Genomic DNA, 20776 nt, shown 5'->3' with positions numbered 1-20776 from the left:
GGGGTAATAACATGAAATTTGAAAATACAAATTTAGAAAATCATGTAGTGAATGTAAAATTATTAAATGAAATCATGGAAGAATTAGGTTTTGTCCTTGCAGGTCAATGGGATTACGAACGTGTAACTTACGATTATAAATTTGAACTTCGCAATGAAATTTACTATTTACGTGTACAAGGTTATTCTGTTGAAGGCCACGTTGAATCTAGCAAAGGTAAAATACAATTACTTACTCCATTATTAGGTAAGTATTACTACCCACACGGTGTAGAGTATGGTGAAGGTGAAAACTTCCCTCAAGCAGTATTAGATAAGAGTGCAGATCTACTGAAAAAAGCAGAAGAACAAATCGCACTTGTTAGTAAGTTCATTATTCTATAATTATTAAAAAGAGTGAGTAATAGAAGTACAAACTTCTAATACTCACTCTTTTATTTTGTCTTTTTACATTAGAAACCTAAAACCGCTTTAATAACCGATGTTGTTTCTCCACCTTCATATAATACATAAAGTAAGAAATAAACAAACACACCTGTAATAGCAGTAAAGAACCAAATAATACTAGTAATTGGACCAATTTTTTTATGTAACTTTAATTTGTTTTTAAAACCAGATATTAAAGATACAAGACCAAATACTCCACCAGTAGTAGCTAAGAATATATGGAAAAATAAAAAAATGTGATAATACAATTTTAAACTCTCTGGTCCACCAAAGTTTGTGTTTCCAATAAAGATTGTTCTAGAAGCATAAACGATAAAAAATGATAAAGCGAATACTCCTGCAAAGAACATGACTTTTTTATGCGCTTCGACATTTCTTTTTGCGATTAGTACCCAGCCAATTGCAACTAAAATTGCACTAATGACAATAAAGCTTGTACTAATTGTTGGTAAAATTGGTAAATTCAAAATTTCCACCCCTACGATTTTTTAAGCAACAATGGATTACTACTGATTGGATCAATTTTATTTCCATTTTGTTCTCTTTTAGCCCATTTAAAGAAGTTATAACCAATAACCCATCCATAAACTATTTCCTGGATAATTTTCATGATGACGCCACCAACTTGCTGATCTTCTCGAGCAGACATGAAGTTCAGTACTTCTGGTCCAGATATATTTAATGATTTTAATAAATCCGGAGATACACATAATTCCATAGCCTTACTCCACAAAACAGGATCATTATAAGTAGCATAGAATGGATGTCCCGAAAAAATGATTAATGCACAAGCAGGCGTTAATAATATACCATTTGCAAACATATAACCAATTTTTTGAATATCAGATAAAGTTTGTCTATCTTCTAAATTATTCATAACTGGGAACCACATGAAAATAGCCATAAAGAATAATACATTCGTAAATAAAAAGTGATATACATTATCCGTCTTCACGAAATCAAATATTAATGGGTAATGATACATTGAAAAAACACCATTAAAAATAATTAATGCAATCAAAGGCTTTGTAAAAAATGTAAAAAAGACATTTACAAATGTAGGTTTTAATATTTTTTTCCATAGCCAATTAGGAATACCGATAATCAAAAATATCGGTGCAACTAAATACAATAAGCCCATTTCCGTCATATGAGCACTAAAAATAATATGACCAATTAAATCAATTGGACTACCTTGTGCAATATAAATAATAGCAATACTTAGTATAAAATAGACTTTTTGTTTTGTTACCGTCACATTATGTTTTGATTGATATTTATGAATCAAATAAAAATAACCGGCAATTACCAAAAGTAAAAATACGAATAAGTAAGGACTCCAAAGAGCTTTGAATCCGAACATACTTAAATTAATCATTGATGCACACCCTTTATCTCTTGAATTCACTCTTATAGCTCACTACTGCTTACATTAATATAATGATGTCGAAAAAGAAAGCATCTTAGTAGTAATTAGATTTTATAATAGAAAAATACACAATTCAAACTATTATACTACTAAATTATATACTAGTATTAACAATTTGTTCAAATTTAAGTATGACAGAATTATGTCTAAATATAATTATTATTAATTAAGATATTTCAAACCTAACCACACTATTTTGACATAAAAAAAGGAAGTGAATTATATTCACTTCCTCTTTTCATTATAGCCAGATTAAAGTTAAGAATGTTAAAAGTGTAATGATCGCAACTGTCAATCCAGAGTATAAGAAGAATGACGTTGTGCTATGTCCTTTATTTTTCATATGCATGAAGTAATAAAGTTGGAAAATTAATTGAACTACAGCTAATAACAAGATAAACGGTACTGTGAAATATGAATCCATATGTTCACGGTAAATTACAGCTGCAAATGAAGCTAATGTTAAAACGATCATGAATAAGAACGAAATAACTTGTTGCTTCATTTCTTCTGCATGTTTACGTCTGTGGTACTTTAATTCAACTTGATTGTGACCTTGATGAGAGTTTGTATTTGTACCCATTCCTTATCCCACCATTCCCATTAAGTATACTACTGTAAAGATGAAAATCCATACTACGTCGATAAAGTGCCAGTATAAACTTGCTACGTAGAACTTAGGCGCATTGTATAAATTTAAACCTCTTCCAGCGTTTCTTAACATTAGTGTAGTAATCCAAAGTAACCCAACAAATACGTGAGCACCGTGCGTTCCAACTAATGTATAGAATGCAGAACCAAATGCACTACTTTTCATTGTAAACTCATATTCGTGCATATAATGTCTAAACTCGTAAATTTCTAATAATAAGAAACCTAAACCTAATAAAAGTGTAATACCTAACCAAAGCATCATTTTCTTATGCTCGAAATTTTTCATGTGGTACATAGCATATACACTTGTTAATGAAGATGTTAAAAGTAACATTGTAGCAATGAATACTAATTTAGGTTCGAACATTTCACTTGCACTTGCTCCACCAGCAGTAGAGTTTCTTAACGCTAAAAACGTACCGAATAATGAAGCGAATAATACTGTTTCTCCACCTAAAAATAGCCAAAATGCTAAGAACTTATTTTTACCTTCTTCTGTTGCTTTTTCAGGGTTATGCGGGAACGTTTCAGCAGTAAATTTTTGATTCATTTCCATTATGCTTTAACCCCCTCGTCCGCTAAATCTTCTTTATGAATATGATAACCATGATCATCAATCCATGAACGTAAGAACATACATCCGAACGTAATCACTAAGCCAAGGATTAAAACACCTACTGCTGTATGATTTTTTAAACCATCATTATATAATGCCCCAAATGAAGCAATAAATAATCCTAGTGACATAACGAATGGAAGAATAGATGAATTTGGCATATGAATATCACCTAATGGTTCAGCAGGCGTCATATTACCGTTACCGTCCATTTTTTCTACCCATAAAGCATCTAATCCACGAACGTATGGAATTTGAGCAAAGTTATATTCAGGAGCTGGAGAAGAAATTGCCCACTCAAGTGTACGACCTACACCCCAAGCGTCGCCTTCTGCTTTTTCTCCTTTAACAGCTGTGTAAATTACATTGATTAATAATACGATAGTTGCAACACCCATGAATGCTGCACCAACTGAACTGATTAAGTTTCCTGTTTCTAAACCTTGTCCTGGTAAATATGTAAAGTAACGACGAGGCATACCCATTAATCCTAAGAAATGCTGGATAAAGAATGTTAAATGGAAACCAATAAAGAATAAAATGAAAGTTAGAATTCCTAATTTTTCATTTAAAATTTTACCAAACATTTTTGGCCACCAGTAATGTGCACCAGCGAATAAACCGAATACTACCCCACCTACGATTACGTAATGGAAGTGAGCTACTACGAAATAACTATCATGGAACTGATAGTCAGCAGGAGCTGCAGCATTCATGATACCAGTTACTCCACCTAATACGAATGATGGAATAAATGCAACTGACCAAAGCATTGCTGTTGTAAAACGTACTTGACCGCCCCAAATTGTTAATAACCAGTTAAAGATCTTAACACCAGTTGGAACTGCGATTGCCATTGTTGCTACTGCGAAGATCGCATTTGCAACTGCACCAAGTCCATCAGTGAACATATGGTGAGCCCATACCATGAATCCTAAGAAACCAATTAATACTGTTGCGAATACCATTGAAGAATATCCGAATAAGCGTTTCTTAGAGAATGCTGGAATGATATCTGAGAAGATACCAAACGCTGGTAAAACAAGAATATATACTTCCGGATGTCCGAAGATCCAGAATAAATGTTCAAAGATCATTGAGTTACCACCTAATGAAGCGTCAAAGAACGCTGTACCAAATAGGCGATCGAACATTAATAATGCTAAACCAATTGTTAATGCTGGGAAAGCGAATAAAATTAATGCTGATGTTACAAATACTGTCCAAGTAAATAGTGGCATACGCATATAAGTCATACCAGGAGCACGCATGTTTATAATTGTTGCTAAGAAGTTAATACCCCCAGCTAATGTACCAATACCTGAAACCTGTAGACCAAGTAAATAGAAGTCTACACCATGAGATTTACTAGCTAAAGCTAATGTTGCGTATGAAGTCCAACCTGCATCAGGCGCTCCACCTAAAAACCAACTTAAGTTTAAGAAAATTCCACCGAAGAAAAATAACCAAAAACCTAAAGCGTTTAAGAACGGGAATGCTACGTCACGTGCACCAATTTGTAAAGGCACGATTGCATTAAAGAATGCAAATATTAATGGCATTGCCGCTAAGAAAATCATTGTTGTACCATGCATTGTTAATACTTGGTTATATGCATCACCTACTAAAAAGGTGTTGTCAGGAATTGCTAATTGTAATCGAATAAATAACGCTTCCATTCCACCAACTAAGAAGAATAGTCCCCCTGCAATTAAATACAGGATCGCAATTTTCTTATGGTCGACTGTCGTTAAATAGTCCCATATAAGTGGTTTCTTATGCCCTACAGAACTCACAGTATTACCCCCTTTGCTTCATATCCATCCATTATTTTGCAATTTTCAAGCTTTCTAAGTATGCAGTTAAAGCATTAATCTCGTCATCTGATAGTTCACCATATTTACCTGTCATCAGGTTACCTGGCTTCATAGATTCAGGATCTTTTAACCATTTCTTTACGTTTGCTTCAGTATTTTCAGCAATACCAGCAACCATTTCACGGTCACCGAAATTAGCTAAGTTTGGAGCAAGACGTGCAGCTGGTGGTCTTGTATCATTCGCATCAGCAGCATGACAACCGATACAGCTTTGTTGGAAGATTTTTTCTCCTTCACTAGCATCTGCAGTTACAGCTTGACCTTTTTGATCTTTCATCGAAACTAACCATTGATCATACTCTTCTTGACTAACAGCTTTTACTTTAAATTGCATTAAAGAATGTGAAGGACCACAAAACTCTGCACAAAAACCATTATATGTACCTTCTTTATCTGCTGATAACCACATTCTGTTTGTGCCTTCAACGTTTGTATCAATTTTACCTGCTAATGATGGTACCCAGAATGAGTGTTTAATATCTTCACCTTTTAAGTTTAAGATTACTTTTTTACCAACTGGGATAATCATGTCCTGAGACGTGACAATTTTTGATTTTGGATACTCAAATTCCCACCAGAAAAGATGAGCGTTTACATTTACAACAATTGCATCTTTCTTTTTCTCATCTTTCGCGATTTGTTTTTCATCAGAAAGCTTAAAAGTTTGTGATACAGTTGGAACTGCTAAAATGATAAGTAAGATAACAGGAATAATAGTCCAAAGAAGCTCTAAAGTATGACTACCTTCAACTTGCTTAGGAATTACATCTTCTTCCCCTTTACGATGACGGAACTTAACGACAACATAAAGGAAAAGTACTGTTACAACAGCAACAACAAATACCATGATAATAGTACTTAGCTTCATAAGCTCGTACTGCATTTCTGCTACTTCACCTTGAGGAATCAATGTAGATTGATTTGGATTACCAACACATCCACTCAATATCACTGCTATCAAGGAAATTAGCGAGACTAATCGCCAATGTTTCATAAGTATACTTCCCCCTCTTTCAATTTAAAGTGTTTCATTCTTATTTGAAAATAAGATTAAACAAACGATAAAATTTCCCCCGTAATACCCCTAACTAAAACGAAATTGTAAACACAATCATTGACATGAACAGAAGTGTTAAATAATTTATTGAGTAAATAAACATTAGTTTTGAGAACTTTTGATCGTTCTTTTGTTTATAACAATAAATTCCTAATACAATCCATCCTATATTCAATATTGTTGCAAAAATAATAAATGGTAAACCTAGATCTTGCATGTAAAATGGCAAAGGTAATAAACAAAGTACCCAGATCATCACCTGACGTTTCGTCATTTCAAATCCGTACACCACTGGTAACATAGGGATACCTGCTCTTTTATATTCTTCAGAGCGACGCATTGCTAATGCTAAAAAATGTGGTGGTTGCCAAATAAACATGATTAAAAACAGCATCCAAGCAATAAAATGCAAATTCGCATCAATCGCTGCCCATCCAATTAAAGGGGGTGCTGCACCAGATATACTACCTACTACTGTGTTTAACGTGTAATTACGTTTCGTCCAAAGAGTGTATAGTACGATATATGTAAATGCACCAATAAATGCATATACAACAGCCATTAAAGTAGTAAAAGCCATAAAAGTAAAACCAACGATAAGTAACATAATTCCAATAGAAATTGTAACACTTGGTTTGATATTCCCTGTTACAGTTGGCCTATTTTTAGTTCTTTCCATGTATGGATCAATATCTCGATCAATATAGTTATTGATTACACAAGAACCTGCAATAATTAACGATGAACCTATTATCGTTAAGATTGCTTTTGGTAGAGTTTCTAATATATCTAATCCATTTAATTGGATAGCTAACCAAATTCCTGTAAACGTTGTCAGTATATTAGAATTCACGATCCCTATTTTCATTAAAGAAAGTAAATCTTTCTTTAGTGAAGAAGAAGGATGATCCATTTCGCTATCATTAGAAACATTATTTGCTAATTGTTCCAAGTCAATCCTCCTCATTTCAACAAAACTTCATATTTCATTAACCAAATATAATTTTGTTTTAATCCTTATTAAATTTTAACCTATTTCTATTAAACTAAATCAAATGAAATATTTGTGATAAATATATGAACAAATTGTGTACGTTTCAAAAAAATTTTAACGTAAACAGTCAAGCTTTTCAATACTAAATACTATTTAATTATAAAATTAATTATTTCTATATTTTAAAATTGAATACATCCTACGTGTAGAAAAAACAAATATTATGTCTAAAATGAAAGGTTATCTTTGAATTTTATGTCGTAATCTTATATGATATAGAAGTATTATTAGCAGAATAATTTTTTTAATAGATATATTTTAACAATAATTATTATTTTATAAAAGTGGGTGTATATACTTTGCTACGTGTTTTAAAAGGGGTTTCATTATTGACCTCATTCGTACTTCTTATTGTTTTACTTGGTGGGGCACTCGTAACAAAGACAAATTCTGGACTTGGATGTGGAAAATCTTGGCCATTATGTAAAGGTCAAATCATTCCTGATAATTTAACGATTGAAACAGTAATTGAATTATCTCATAGAGCAGCATCAGGTCTTGCAGGAATGTCAGTATTATTATTAGCAGTGCTTGCTTGGATTATTATTCCACATAAAAGAGAAACGAAATTTTTAGCAATCATCTCATGTGTATTTTTAGTAGCACAAGCATTAATCGGAGCAGCTGCCGTTGTATGGGGACAGGTTCCTGCGGTTAAAGCCATTCATTTTGGAATCTCATTAATCTGTTTCGCTGCTGTTGTCATGTTAACATTATTAATTTTTGAACGTGATAGAAATTACCAAAAAGATACGTTTTTTGTTGGAAAAACTATGAAAATTCATACGTACGGACTATGGATTTACTCATATTTAGTCGTTTATACTGGCGCACTTGTAAGACATGAGAATGCAAGTTTAGTTTGTCCGAGTTGGCCAATGTGCAGTAGAGCTAATAATGGTTTCCCAACTCAATTTCATGAATGGGTACAGATGGGCCATCGTTTAGCAGCTTTCATTTTATTTCTTTGGGTCATCATCGCTTTTATTCACGCTTATAAACACTATCGTAAAGAACGTGGAATTTATGTAGGATGGTTAGTATCAGCGATTATTGTTACTTTACAAGTTATTTGTGGCGCATTCATCATTTTAACAAACTTAAACATTTATGTAGCATTAACACATGCCATTTTAATTTCATGCTTATTTGCGATTTTAAGCTTCCAATGCCTACTTAGTACTAGAAGTAAAAAATCCAATACACAATTACATCAAAATAAAGTCATTTCATAAAAAAAGGTATTTCCTCAGCTAATAACTGAAGAAATACCTTTTTTATTATCTTTGTTCTAATTCGATTAATAAGTCTCCTGTTGAAATACTCTCGCCTGATGTAATAAATAGATCTCTTATCACTCCTGTAAATGGAGATTGTACAGTTGTTTCCATCTTCATTGCTTCAGTAATCGCTAATGTTTGTCCTTTTTCAACAACATCACCTTTTTTAACTAAAACATTTAAGACTGTTCCTGGCATTGTCCCATTAATATGATTTGGATTACTAGAATCACCTTTTCTTTTTTGAACAACGGTTGACTTAATAGAATAATCTTTAACCACCACTTCACGTGGCTGACCATTTAATTCAAAGTAAATGACTCTTGTTGCATCAGGTTGTGCCTGACCAATCGATACTAATTTTACAATCAATGTTTTACCACGTTCGATATCTACTTTAATTTCTTCATCTAATTTCATTCCATAGAAGAATGAAGGGGTATCTAGTACTGAAAGATCACCATAGCTATCAACATTGTTTTGATAATCCATAAATACTTTCGGATATAAACAATAAGATAAAATATCAAAATTTGTAACTTGTCGTTTTAAAGTTTGAAATAAATATTCTTCTACATCTTTAAAATCGATCGGTTTTAACGTTTCGCCTGCTCTTTCAGTCAATGGTTTTTTTCCTTTTAAGATGATACGTTGTAAGCTCTTAGGGAACCCACCATGCGGCTGACCTAACTGTCCTTCGAAGAATTCTACAACTGAATCTGGGAAATCAATTCCGTCCCCTTTTTCATAAATATCATCTTCAACAAGATTATTTTGTACCATAAATAATGCCATATCACCTACTACTTTAGATGAAGGTGTTACTTTAACAACATCACCAAATAGTTGATTTACACGACCATACATATCTTTAACGGCTTCAAAACGATCTCCTAACCCTACTGCTTTTGCTTGTTGTTTTAAGTTTGAGTATTGGCCACCTGGCATTTCGTGTTGATATACCTCTGTGTGTGGTGACACCATTCCGCTTTCAAAACTACTATAATATTTACGCACGCCTTCCCAGTAAGTTGATAATTGTTCTAAACCATTAATATTTAAGTTTGTCTCAAAGTCAGATCCTTGTAGAGCGTAATATAAACTGTTTACACTTGGCTGTGATGTTAAGCCTGACATACTTCCAATTGCAACGTCGACAACATCTATACCTGCCTCAATTGCTTTTATATATGTGTATAAGCCATTTCCACTCGTGTCGTGAGTATGAAGATGGATTGGTAAGTCTACAGTCGCTTTAAGCTCACTAATAAGGGCATAGGCAGCTTGTGGCTTTAATAATCCTGCCATATCCTTAATGGCTAAAATATGTGCACCTGCTGATTCTAAATCCTTTGCAAGCTCTTTATAATAAGCTAAGTCATACTTTGTTCTTGAAGGATCTAAAATATCTCCTGTATAACAAATAGAAGCTTCTGCTAATTTACCATTTTCGCGAACAGCATCAATGGCAACCTCCATACCTTTGATCCAGTTAAGGCTATCGAAAATACGGAACACATCTATTCCAGCTTGTGCCGATGCTTCAATAAACTTTTTAACTAAATTGTCAGGATAATTTTTATAACCAACAGCATTAGAACCACGTAATAACATTTGGAATAATATATTTGGTACTTGTTGTCTTAACGTTAATAATCTTTCCCATGGATCTTCATTTAAGAATCGGTAGGCTACATCAAACGTTGCCCCTCCCCACATCTCCATTGAGAATAGATTTGGCAATAATTTTGATGTTTGCTCTGCCACAGCTTGCAGGTCTTTCGAACGAATTCTAGTTGCTAAAAGTGATTGATGCGCATCTCTAAAAGTCGTATCAGTAAATAAAACATTCGGCTGATTTTTTAACCACTTTGAAAATTCATCTGGACCAAGTTCATCTAATAACTGTTTTGTCCCTTTGTCAGCAATTTGGATATCACTTACGTTTGGAATAATGACATCTTCAAATGTTGGTTTCTCCGATGACGAAATACCAGGGAATCCATTTACAGTCACATTTCCAATATAATTCAATAATTTAGTCCCACGGTCTCTTCGTTTTGCAAAAACGAATAACTCAGGTGATGAGTCAACAAAGGACGTATTGTATTCACCAGATAAGAAATCTTTGTGTTGCATAACATTTTCTAAGAATGGAATATTTGTCTTAATTCCACGAATACGGAACTCTTTTAAGTTTCGATTTAATTTCGCTATAGCACCTTCAAATGTCAGTGCATGAGTTGTAACTTTAACCAATAACGAATCATAGTAAGGTGTAATAACAGCACCTTGAAAACTATTACCCGTATCTAAACGTACACCAAAACCGCCACCTGATCGGTAAGCCATGATTTTCCCAGTGTCCGGCATAAAATTATTTAATGGATCTTCTGTTGTAACACGCGCTTGTATAGCAAATCCGATTCTAGGAATATCATTTTGTAATGGAATTCCTACTTTTTCATTATGTAAACTATTACCTTGTGCAATTAAAATTTGAGTTTGTACAATATCAATTCCTGTAATCATCTCAGTGATCGTATGCTCAACTTGAACACGAGGATTTACTTCTATAAAATAAAAATCATTTCCAGAAACTAAAAATTCTACTGTTCCTGCATTAACGTACTCAACATCTTTCATTAATTGAACTGCAGCCTCACAAATACGCTGTCTTAGTTCTTCAGTTATTGATGTACAAGGAGCAACTTCAACTAATTTTTGATGTCTACGTTGAATCGAGCAATCTCTTTCATATAAATGAATGATATTACCTTGATGGTCACCTAAAATCTGAACTTCAATATGTTTAGGATTTTCAATATATTTTTCTACATAAACTTCATCATTACCGAATGCAGCTTTTGCTTCTGATTTTGCTCTTTCAAATGCTTCTTTTAAACCAGAACTAGTACGGACAATTCGCATACCTCTTCCACCGCCACCAAGTGCAGCTTTAATGATAATAGGGAATCCGTAAGTTTCTCCAAATTCCACAACATCCTGAAGTGTTTCAACTGGCCCATTACTTCCTGGAATAATTGGAAGCTTTGCTTTTAACGCTTCTTGCTTAGCTTTAATTTTGTCACCAAAAACATCTAAATGTTTTGAATGAGGACCAATAAAAACTATGCCTTCTTCCTCACATCTTTGTGCAAATTTAATGTTTTCAGATAAAAATCCATACCCAGGGTGGACAGCATCTACATTATTTTTCTTTGCAATTTCAATAATCCCTTCAATATCAAGGTAAGCATCAATTGGTTTTTTACCTTTTCCAACGATATATGCTTCATCCGCTTTATAACGGTGATATGAACCTTCATCTTCCTTTGAATAAATACCTACAGTGCGAATACCTAACTCGGTACATGCACGAAATACACGAATAGCGATTTCGCCACGGTTAGCAACTAAAACTTTTTTAATTTGTTTCGTATAAGTCATAATAATGCCTCCTGTATTCATGAAAGATAAATGATTATAAATGAAATGTAATCTATGATTGCATTAAGAAACAGTTTATAACGTTTCTTTATTCATTTTATTTCGAATGGAAATATTCATTAACATACCTACCATTGATAACATCACCATCATCGACGTACCACCATAGCTTACAAATGGTAAAGGAACACCTGTCAATGGAATTAGCGATGTAACACCACCGATATTAACAAATGTTTGGATTGCAATTAAAGCACAAATTCCTGTAGCCAATAATGAATCAAAAGAATCATTTGATTGATGTGCAATTAATAAACCTCGCCATACAATTAAAAAGATACAAATGATTACAATGATCACACCAATAAGACCTGTTTCTTCTCCGATAATTGCTAATATAAAATCAGTATGTGGTTCTGGTAAGTAACCTAATTTTTGAATACTTTTACCTAATCCCACACCAGTAAGACCACCATTGGCAAAAGCTATTAACGAATTGACAATTTGGAAACCGATATCTTGTGCATAATCAAATGGATTTCTAAATGCTAGAAATCGATTGACTTGGACGTCTGTAAGTCCAACACCAAAACTAACGCAAAAGCTTACTAATGGATATAAGACGATAATTCCTGCTGAAAACAAAAGAATTAGTCTTTTTACAATAAACCCACTACAAAATGAAACGACAGCGCAAGTTGCAATGATTAGTAAAGCCGTGCCCGTATCTGGTTGCATTCGTAATAAAATGACATATAACAAAATGACCAACCAAGGAGCAAATAACATTTTCCAATTCTTTGTAATCCCTTTTTGTCTTTTTGAGTACCAACCGGCTAGTAAAATAATTGAACTTAATTTTATTAATTCAGCAGGTTGTATCCCAAACACCCAACTTTTGGCATTGTTAACCACTTGTCCAAAAGCTAATACAGCTACTAATAACCCTATACTAATTAGTAGATTTAAAAATAAAATAATCCTTTTTTTAAAGATTGTTGAGGGTATTAAAGTTAATAAAACAAAAGCACCCATACCAACTTCAAATGCAAGCAGCTGTTTACGAAAAAAATGATCGCTCGCCCAATTTTCACTTTGATAGCGAATGGTTGGTAATGCAGAGCTAGCACTATATACCATAATTAATCCAAATAAACATAAAATAAGTAATGGAACAATAATCATATAGTCCATATTTTTTAAATATTTTTTTAACATTGCTAATCATCCCTGCTTCAATTCTTTATACATTATGTATTCAACTATTTTGGGAAATTCCCTTTATAAATATCAATATTGTAACATAGATTCATAGATTAATTCCTTATGCAATTAAAATAAAACAAAAAAGCTCAAACAAAGAATTGTTTGAGCTTTTGGATCATACTAACTATTTATTTTTTTGATTTGTAAAAGCATCATGCAAAGCAGATAATTGACGTTCTAGTTCTGATAGAAGTTCTTTTCCTTGCTCAACTTCAATTAATCCAAGTCGAGATGCAAAATCAATTTCTCTCGATAAACCGAACATTTGAGTATCTAAAACCTCTTCATATAGAGGGCATTGTGGCATTGTTAAATGATCAAGTTGTACATTTATTAGTTTTAAAATTTTTTCAGCATCTTTTTTTAATAATTCAAATGCTTTATCTTTGTAATCCGTTACAGCATCAGACCTCAATTTTCTCCCTCCGCTTCCGTACAAGCTATACTTCTTAATATTATAGTTCTTTTAAAGAAAAATCAACTTAAAAACGTCATTATTATAATATGTAAAATGCATCCAAGTTCATGTTGTGTATCAATTTACAAAAATCACTTCAATTTAAGTGTATGTAAAGTATTTCCGATTATGAAACATTTTAACTTTTATAAAATGTTAGTTCTATTCATTATACTCTATAATTCAATTTTTCATATCAATATTTTTAAGCTATGCAATTTTCTATATCAATACATTGATTTACTCTTAGAATTAGTCGTAAACTATATATAAACTTTATACTCTTAGGGGAGACAACAAATGAGTGATGTATTTTTAATTACCGGTGAGGTCGAGCACCCACTAACAATTGATCCAAGTGTGTGGATTTTTGATGAAAGAAAAATTGAACTTGAGCTTATTTTTAAAGGGGAACTCGAAACGGAAAACGAAAATGAAAAATACACTAAGAGTGTATCAAAACACTGGGATCGAGAAATTATTGAAGGAGCAAGAGTAGATACAAGTATCCCATTTGCTCAAACGAAGAAACAATGGCTTGAGAAAACATACGTCATGCCGTTTTCATACTTTATCGATAATAGTAAACCTAAATCTCGAGAACATAATGTTACGATTGAGACGGAGAAATCAACAATCACATTATCGTTTGAAACTGTTTATCAATCATATTTAGCATTTTCAAACAATGGGAAAAGAATTGTTGAAGAAGGTCCAGTTCATTTATATTTTAAAGATGGCTCAAATAAAGATACACCAATTACATCTATACAAAAAATTATTTTCTAACGAAAACATCCTACGAATTTGTAGGATGTTTTTTTAGAATGACTATTTAAGAAGATTTTTTTGCATCAACTCTCATATAGAAAAAGCTTTACAATAAATCTGCTGCTAATTGAGCAATTGATGACCTCTCTCCTTTTACGAGCTTTACATGACCACTTATTTTTTGATCTTTAAATTTTTCTACAACATATGTTAGACCATTGTTATATTCATCTAGATACGGATGATCAATTTGTTCTGGATCTCCCATTAAGACAATTTTACTCTTATCCCCTACTCGTGTTAATATCGTTTTTACCTCATGCCTTGTTAAATTTTGGGCCTCATCTATTATGATGAATTGTTCTGGAATACTTCTACCCCTTATATATGTTAGTGCCTCTACTTCAATAGAACCCATACCAGCTAATATCGCATCAAGTTCACCAGGTTTTTTCGTATTAAACAAGTATTCAAGATTATCATAAATTGGCTGCATCCATGGCCTTAGCTTTTCATCCTTCTCACCAGGTAAATAGCCTAAATCCTTCCCAACTGGAACAATTGGTCTTGCAACTAGTAATTTTTTATAGTTTTGTAGATCTTCTGTTTGCATTAGTCCTGCTGCTAAGGCTAATAAAGTTTTACCAGTCCCTGCCTTACCAATTAGAGTCACAAGTGGAATATCATCTCGTAACAGTAGTTCTAGCGCCATTGATTGTTGCGCATTTCTTGGTCGAATGCCCCAAATATGATCATTAGAAAAAACGAATTTTTTAATCCTTGTACCCGATTGGTCTACAATACCAAGCGCTGAACTTGATCCACCTAAAGCATCCTTCAATACGACAAATTGATTTGGATAAAAAGGGTGGTTCGCAACGTCAGATACTGGTAATTCAGTCTTTTCATAAAACTTATTTAGTAGCTCCGTATTTATGTAGTACTCTAGATAGCCAGTATATATATGGTCAACCTCTACCACTCGATCACTTAAGTAATCTTCCGCAAGTAAGTTTAACGCATCCGCTTTGACACGTACTAATGTGTCTTTACTAACTAATATAACTGTTTTGCCATCTTCTTTCGCTTCTTCTTCGAGAGATAAATTTTTCGCCACAGCTAAAATTCGATTATCATTTGTTTTTTCTACAAAAATTTCTTGTAACTGTTGAAATGAACGATGATTTAGTTCAATTCTAAACGTACCACCATTTTCAAGAGGAATACTTTCATGTAATTTTCCTAGTTCTCGAAAGCTATCGATTAATTTGGAAACATACCTAGCATTGCGACCTACTTCATCCATATATCTCTTCTTTGAATCTACCTCTTCTAATACAACAGCAGGTACAACTACATCATTGTCATCAAATGAAAAGATTGCTAGTGGATCTTGCAATAGTACATTGGTGTCGAGAACGTATATTTTACTCAATCCTTAACCTCCTGACTCAAATAACACAGAATAAAATATTTGAATTAAATTCTAAGTGCAAGTTTTAAAAACAGTTAGGTTACTAGTGAAGTATGGACGAACCGTTTATATATTATATGAATTTCTCTCTACTTTAGAATACGTTTTATCTTACCATCAAACTTCTAGCGCTCTTAAGCCATTTAAAACAGCGTCATCTAATTTTTTAGCAGCTCTTTCATCATACGTTTTTGCATACTGTGGTTCTGTGATAATTTTTGAACCATAAAATAAAATATTTTTCACTTCATTAATATTGACTTCAATACATGCTAATTTCAAAGGAATAGAAGGCATTTGTTTTGTTAACACTTTAGCATCACCTAAAATGTTATAGACGGTTTCATTCGAAAATAAGCTAAACGAAACAGTACTATTTGTCTCTACGTTTGAAACTACTAATGAACGTTGATCGATCGCAAAACGAATTGTTTTCTCATCTAAAGCAATAAACCATGAAATTGCGTTCATTACAGGAATGCTTTTCTCACTACTAATCGTACTTAATAAGACAATTTTTTCTTTATTACAGTCTTCAAACAATACTGGTGACAATTCTTTCTCGATACTGTTTGCCATCACTGTTTCATCTCCTTCAAATAAAGAGTATACTAAGATAATTCAAAGTTTATATAAAAACTTCCTGCTTATTAAATTGATTTCTAAAAATATATTCTAAAACCTGTTATAATTATGTTAACTTAAGTTACAGATATAAGGAGAGAAACTTTACATGAGAGTTAAATGTATGATCTGTGATAAATCAGAATCAATTAGTGATGAATCACCAATCGCTAAAAAACTACGTAATCGACCAATCCATACATACACTTGTTCAGAATGCTATGACAGGATTACGATAAAAACCGAGCAAAGAATTGCTACTGGAAAATTCCGTTTTCAAAAACCGATAAAAGATAATGACGAATGGTAATACATACAATCACGAAATAAAAAATGCCTAGAATATTTTCTAGGCTTTTGATATTTATAACGTATTTTAAATTAGATGGTTAAAGTCAGTAAAAGCGAACTGCAAACAAGAAAACAATTGATTAAGAGCAGTCTGTTCTTAATATCTTTCAGGATTCACTTTTACTTGATCTAAAAAACAATCGATCATTTCAATTGGGAAACGAGTCGTTCGATCTTTTTCACCTTGAGTGAATGAGATTAAGTAGAAATCCTCCATTACTTCAATTTTAATATTAGAAACTTTATGATCCTCTTTTAAGATCGTATCAAACATTTCATACGTCTCTTTTGCTGCTTCATCAGATGGCCTTCCATCATATATCACTTTAATCGTTAACCAGTTATATAAAGCATCCTGAACAGAATTCATCCTAAAATCCCACTTTCTATTAACAAATTAACTATGTAGTTGCATTATTTTTTTTTGATTGATGTAATCGTATTTTATAAATTCCTAAAACAAATACACTTGCAAACAATGCCTCTACTATTGGAATTCGAAGTGCTAAAAATGTTAAGAATGTACAACCTACACATAATAATACATAAGTGATTAACATTTTTATGATACTAAGTTTTTTCGCAAAACCTAAGTGATAGACCGCTATACTTAAAACAATAATTAATCCATATAAAATCCACATTGACAATTGAAAATCTTCATTCGTTATTTTTATTATATTTCTAATAACAAATTCTAACTTGTCTAATTCATTTGGAGCCAATTTCTTTATCCCCCTAAACGTTAATAAAAAACCGACTAATCTGTTAGTCGGTTTTTATTATATCATAATTATTTTAAATATTTGATTCTTACTCAGCGAATTTTTTCTTTTTCGCTACACGCTCACGCTCGTTCTTATCAAGAATCTTTTTACGTAAACGAATTGATGTAGGTGTTACTTCACAGTACTCATCATCATTTAAGTATTCTAATGATTCTTCCAACGTCATGATACGTGGTTTTTTCATTGTAGTAGTTTGATCTTTATTTGCTGAACGAATGTTTGTTGCTTGTTTCACCTTAACTACGTTTACTGATAAGTCATTTTCACGGTTGTGTTCACCAACAATCATTCCGTCATAAACTTCAGTACCAACTTCAAGGAAAATAACACCACGGTCCTCTAAGCCCATAATACCGTAAGTTGAAGCTTTACCAGTTTCCATAGAAACTAATACACCTTGACGACGTCCACCAACTTGACCTTGGATAGCAGGTTGATAGCTATCAAATGTGTGGTTAATAATACCGTATCCACGAGTTAATGTTAAGAACTCTGTTGTATATCCGATTAAGCCACGTGCTGGTACCATAAACGTTAAACGAACTTGACCGCTACCGTTATTTACCATGTCACGCATTTCACCTTTACGAGCACCCATTGATTCCATAATTGAACCAGTGTACTCTTCAGGAACATCGATTTGAACATGTTCAACAGGCTCACATTTCACACCATCAATGTCACGAATGATAACTTCTGGTTTAGAAACTTGTAACTCGTAGCCTTCACGACGCATGTTTTCAATTAAGATTGATAAGTGAAGCTCTCCACGTCCACTAACAATCCAAACATCAGGTGAGTCAGTGTTTTCTACACGTAAACTTACGTCTGTTTGAAGTTCTTGTAATAATCTTTCTTCAATTTTACGAGACGTTACAAACTTACCTTCACGACCTGCAAATGGTGAGTTGTTAACTAAGAATGTCATTTGAAGAGTTGGCTCGTCAATACGTAAGATTGGAAGTGCATCTTGGTATTCAGCAGGACATACTGTTTCACCTACGTTGATATCTTCCATACCAGATACTGCAACTAAATCTCCAGCTTGAGCTTCTTCAATTTCAATACGTTTTAATCCTATAAAACCAAACATTTTCGTAATACGGAATTGTTTTACTGATCCATCTAGTTTCATTAACGCTACTGATTGACCAACTTTCATTGTTCCACGGAAAATACGACCAATACCAATACGACCAACATAGTCATTGTAATCTAATAATGTAACTTGGAATTGTAATGGCTCATCACTATTATCAATCGGAGCTGGAATGTGCTCAATAATTGTATCAAATAGTGCATTCATATTTCCTTCTTGTTTCGCTGGATCTGAATCTAAGCTTGAAGTACCATTGATCGCTGATGCGAATACAACTGGGAATTCTAATTGATCTTCATCTGCACCTAATTCAATAAATAGATCGATTACTTCATCTACTACTTCATCTGGACGAGCAAAGTCACGGTCAATTTTGTTTACAACAACGATTGGTGTTAAATGTTGTTCTAAAGCTTTTTTCAGTACGAAACGTGTTTGAGGCATACAACCTTCATATGCATCAACTACTAATAGAACACCATCAACCATTTTCATGATTCGTTCTACTTCTCCACCAAAGTCAGCGTGACCTGGAGTATCCATGATGTTGATACGTTTACCTTCATATTGAATTGCAGTGTTTTTCGCTAAAATCGTAATACCACGTTCACGTTCTATATCATTAGAGTCCATTGCACGTTCGTTAACATTTTCGTTTGAACGGAATGTACCAGATTGTTTTAATAGTTCATCAACTAAAGTTGTTTTACCATGGTCAACGTGCGCAATAATAGCAATATTGCGTAAATCTTCTCTTTTTTTCAAAATATATTCACTCCTAAAATGTTTCCACATCTATTTTCATTATTAACTAAAACATTATAGCACATGCATGACATAATTTTTCAACTAAATGTTTATAATCCTATATAAAATTAAAATAAAAATTTCGTAAATATTGTTTTTTTCAAATTTACATACATATATACTTTAAGTAAAATAGGATTAGGAACAGGAGGTTTCATCATGTCGAGCATTAAATACCGTCTATTATTTGTAGCACTATTATCAGTCATTTTCTTAATTCTTGTTGGTATTTTATTAGCAGAAAAAAGCGTTATTGGGGCAATTATCGCACTGATTGCTTCGATTTTTTCAGTAGGATATGGATTTATTTTACGCGCTAAATTAAAAAGAGAAGGTAAGCTTTAAAACTTACCTTCCTTTTGATCAGGAAGAAACTCAATATAATTTGTTAACAACTCATTTTGTATTGATGCGTTGCTTACTAATACTGAACTATTTTTTAAAATAGAAAGCTCTTCATTTTTAAGAGTAGTACAAATCCCGCCAAGCTCTTCTACAATTATTTTCCCTGCTGCAAAATCCCATGGTGATAATCTAGGGGTAATATATGCATCTATTCTACCTGTTGCTACATAAACCATCTCAAGTGCAGCTGAACCGTACGAACGACTACCCCTTATTTTTTTAATGAGTAATCCTAATTTTTCATGACTTAAATATCGATTTTTTGTCAACCAAATCGCATTTACTGCAACAATCGCCTCTTCTAGGACGATATTTTTTAATGGGCTTATTTTTTGGTCATTTAGATAAGCACCTTCACCTCTTTTTGCAAAATATAATTCATTATGTATTACATCAAATATAAAGCCCATTTTCCCAATTCCATTCTCATAAATCCCTAATGAAATTGCAAAATTCCGTTTTTGATGAACAAAGTTCATTGTCCCATCAATTGGATCTAATATCCAGACGATACCGTTTACATTTTTCAGTTCGTCACCTTTGCCTTCTTCACCAAGTAGGGAATGATGAGGAAATTCTGTTTTAATGTTTTCAAAGAAATATCTTTGAATTTCTTCGTCTTTATTTGTAACTAAGTCATTTTCGTTTGATTTTGTATTAATTGTAATGGAGTCGTATAAAGAACTTTTTATATTTTTCGTGGCATTAATCAGAAGGGTCCTTGCAAACTGCTCTATTTTTTTCCAATCTTCTTTCATTTTGAACACTCCAATGTCTACATCTAAACTGATAAAATATCTTCTGTTTATCAGTTTACCAATAATATCCTAAAAAAACCTAATGAAATGATTTAAATCATAAAAAATGAGGA

General features: G+C 32.8%; 21 protein-coding genes. 5 read left to right on the top strand and 16 right to left on the bottom strand.

Features of this window, described 5'->3' with window-relative positions; genetic code table 11:
• Nucleotides 1-11: 11 nt before the first annotated feature.
• The gene (locus tag CAB05_RS12735) at nucleotides 12-383 is read left to right on the top strand and encodes a YugN family protein (protein WP_088000204.1); all 372 of its coding nucleotides are present in this window, start codon (nucleotides 12-14) and stop codon (nucleotides 381-383) included.
• 68 nt (nucleotides 384-451) lie between these two features.
• On the opposite strand, the gene CAB05_RS12730 is transcribed toward CAB05_RS12735, so the two are convergent.
• From CAB05_RS12730 to cyoE, 7 genes are all read right to left on the bottom strand, one after another.
• Entirely contained in the window at nucleotides 452-913 is a 462-nt protein-coding gene (locus tag CAB05_RS12730) for a DUF420 domain-containing protein (RefSeq protein ID WP_088000203.1), read from the bottom strand.
• Between the two features lie 11 nt (nucleotides 914-924).
• Nucleotides 925-1824, bottom strand: coding sequence for a cytochrome c oxidase assembly factor CtaG (gene ctaG / locus CAB05_RS12725; protein WP_142283094.1), 900 nt, complete (start codon nucleotides 1822-1824; stop codon nucleotides 925-927).
• A 292-nt stretch (nucleotides 1825-2116) separates the two neighbouring features.
• Entirely contained in the window at nucleotides 2117-2458 is a 342-nt protein-coding gene (ctaF, locus tag CAB05_RS12720; protein ID WP_088000202.1) for a cytochrome c oxidase subunit IVB, read from the bottom strand.
• Between the two features lie 3 nt (nucleotides 2459-2461).
• Nucleotides 2462-3085 carry a cytochrome c oxidase subunit III gene (gene ctaE, locus CAB05_RS12715; protein WP_088000201.1) on the bottom strand — a complete coding sequence of 208 codons (624 nt, stop codon included), beginning with the start codon at nucleotides 3083-3085 and terminating at the stop codon, nucleotides 2462-2464.
• Nucleotides 3085-4941 (bottom strand): cytochrome c oxidase subunit I, encoded by a 1857-nt coding sequence (gene ctaD, locus CAB05_RS12710; RefSeq protein ID WP_088000200.1) that lies wholly within the window; start codon nucleotides 4939-4941, stop codon nucleotides 3085-3087. Before ctaD ends, ctaE begins: the two co-directional genes overlap by 1 nt.
• A 31-nt stretch (nucleotides 4942-4972) precedes the next feature.
• Complete coding sequence (gene coxB / locus CAB05_RS12705) at nucleotides 4973-6016, bottom strand: cytochrome c oxidase subunit II (RefSeq protein ID WP_088000199.1); 1044 nt, start codon at nucleotides 6014-6016, stop codon at nucleotides 4973-4975.
• A 94-nt stretch (nucleotides 6017-6110) separates the two neighbouring features.
• Nucleotides 6111-6992 (bottom strand): heme o synthase, encoded by an 882-nt coding sequence (gene cyoE, locus CAB05_RS12700; protein WP_235821473.1) that lies wholly within the window; start codon nucleotides 6990-6992, stop codon nucleotides 6111-6113.
• 440 nt (nucleotides 6993-7432) lie between these two features.
• Here cyoE and CAB05_RS12695 point away from each other — a divergent pair, with 440 nt between their 5' ends.
• Nucleotides 7433-8368 carry a COX15/CtaA family protein gene (locus tag CAB05_RS12695; RefSeq protein ID WP_088000197.1) on the top strand — a complete coding sequence of 312 codons (936 nt, stop codon included), beginning with the start codon at nucleotides 7433-7435 and terminating at the stop codon, nucleotides 8366-8368.
• A gap of 45 nt (nucleotides 8369-8413) precedes the next feature.
• Here CAB05_RS12695 and pyc read toward each other — a convergent pair whose 3' ends face one another.
• The 3 genes from pyc to CAB05_RS12680 all read right to left on the bottom strand — a co-directional run bounded on the left by pyc (nucleotide 8414) and on the right by CAB05_RS12680 (nucleotide 13544).
• Nucleotides 8414-11863, bottom strand: coding sequence for a pyruvate carboxylase (gene pyc / locus CAB05_RS12690; protein ID WP_088000196.1), 3450 nt, complete (start codon nucleotides 11861-11863; stop codon nucleotides 8414-8416).
• Nucleotides 11864-11938: 75 nt separating this feature from the next.
• Nucleotides 11939-13081, bottom strand: a complete 1143-nt coding sequence (locus CAB05_RS12685; protein ID WP_088000195.1) for an FtsW/RodA/SpoVE family cell cycle protein — start codon at nucleotides 13079-13081, stop codon at nucleotides 11939-11941.
• A 172-nt stretch (nucleotides 13082-13253) separates the two neighbouring features.
• A complete protein-coding gene (locus CAB05_RS12680; protein WP_088000194.1) occupies nucleotides 13254-13544 on the bottom strand; it encodes an Fpa/YlaN family protein in 291 nt (96 codons plus the stop codon).
• 342 nt (nucleotides 13545-13886) lie between these two features.
• Here CAB05_RS12680 and CAB05_RS12675 point away from each other — a divergent pair, with 342 nt between their 5' ends.
• A complete protein-coding gene (locus tag CAB05_RS12675; protein WP_088000193.1) occupies nucleotides 13887-14375 on the top strand; it encodes a hypothetical protein in 489 nt (162 codons plus the stop codon).
• Nucleotides 14376-14463: 88 nt separating this feature from the next.
• Here the strand turns inward: CAB05_RS12675 and CAB05_RS12670 are convergent, their stop codons facing one another.
• Nucleotides 14464-15792 (bottom strand): PhoH family protein, encoded by a 1329-nt coding sequence (locus tag CAB05_RS12670; RefSeq protein ID WP_088000192.1) that lies wholly within the window; start codon nucleotides 15790-15792, stop codon nucleotides 14464-14466.
• 156 nt (nucleotides 15793-15948) lie between these two features.
• Nucleotides 15949-16410 (bottom strand): PNPOx family protein, encoded by a 462-nt coding sequence (locus tag CAB05_RS12665; RefSeq protein ID WP_142283093.1) that lies wholly within the window; start codon nucleotides 16408-16410, stop codon nucleotides 15949-15951.
• 154 nt (nucleotides 16411-16564) lie between these two features.
• On the opposite strand from CAB05_RS12665, the gene CAB05_RS12660 reads away from it, so the two are divergent.
• Nucleotides 16565-16765: a YlaI family protein gene (locus tag CAB05_RS12660; RefSeq protein ID WP_088000190.1), complete on the top strand. Its 201-nt coding sequence runs from the start codon at nucleotides 16565-16567 to the stop codon at nucleotides 16763-16765.
• A 138-nt stretch (nucleotides 16766-16903) separates the two neighbouring features.
• Here CAB05_RS12660 and CAB05_RS12655 read toward each other — a convergent pair whose 3' ends face one another.
• The 3 genes from CAB05_RS12655 to typA form a co-directional block, all read right to left on the bottom strand.
• Complete coding sequence (locus CAB05_RS12655) at nucleotides 16904-17176, bottom strand: hypothetical protein (RefSeq protein WP_088000189.1); 273 nt, start codon at nucleotides 17174-17176, stop codon at nucleotides 16904-16906.
• Nucleotides 17177-17207: 31 nt separating this feature from the next.
• A complete protein-coding gene (locus CAB05_RS12650; protein WP_235821442.1) occupies nucleotides 17208-17531 on the bottom strand; it encodes a YlaH-like family protein in 324 nt (107 codons plus the stop codon).
• Between the two features lie 88 nt (nucleotides 17532-17619).
• Nucleotides 17620-19461, bottom strand: coding sequence for a translational GTPase TypA (typA, locus tag CAB05_RS12645; RefSeq protein WP_088000447.1), 1842 nt, complete (start codon nucleotides 19459-19461; stop codon nucleotides 17620-17622).
• Between the two features lie 198 nt (nucleotides 19462-19659).
• Here typA and CAB05_RS12640 point away from each other — a divergent pair, with 198 nt between their 5' ends.
• Nucleotides 19660-19845 carry a DUF5325 family protein gene (locus CAB05_RS12640; RefSeq protein WP_088000188.1) on the top strand — a complete coding sequence of 62 codons (186 nt, stop codon included), beginning with the start codon at nucleotides 19660-19662 and terminating at the stop codon, nucleotides 19843-19845.
• Here the strand turns inward: CAB05_RS12640 and CAB05_RS12635 are convergent.
• Complete coding sequence (locus CAB05_RS12635) at nucleotides 19842-20663, bottom strand: inositol monophosphatase family protein (RefSeq protein WP_088000187.1); 822 nt, start codon at nucleotides 20661-20663, stop codon at nucleotides 19842-19844. The genes CAB05_RS12640 and CAB05_RS12635 overlap by 4 nt on opposite strands.
• Nucleotides 20664-20776: the final 113 nt, after the last annotated feature.

This window comes from Gottfriedia solisilvae (assembly GCF_002128405.1).
GTDB classification, from domain to species: Bacteria; Bacillota; Bacilli; order Bacillales; family Bacillaceae_G; genus Gottfriedia; species Gottfriedia solisilvae.
Note: the sequence above shows the minus strand (reverse complement) of the source record. Positions and strands in the feature narration are given on the sequence as shown.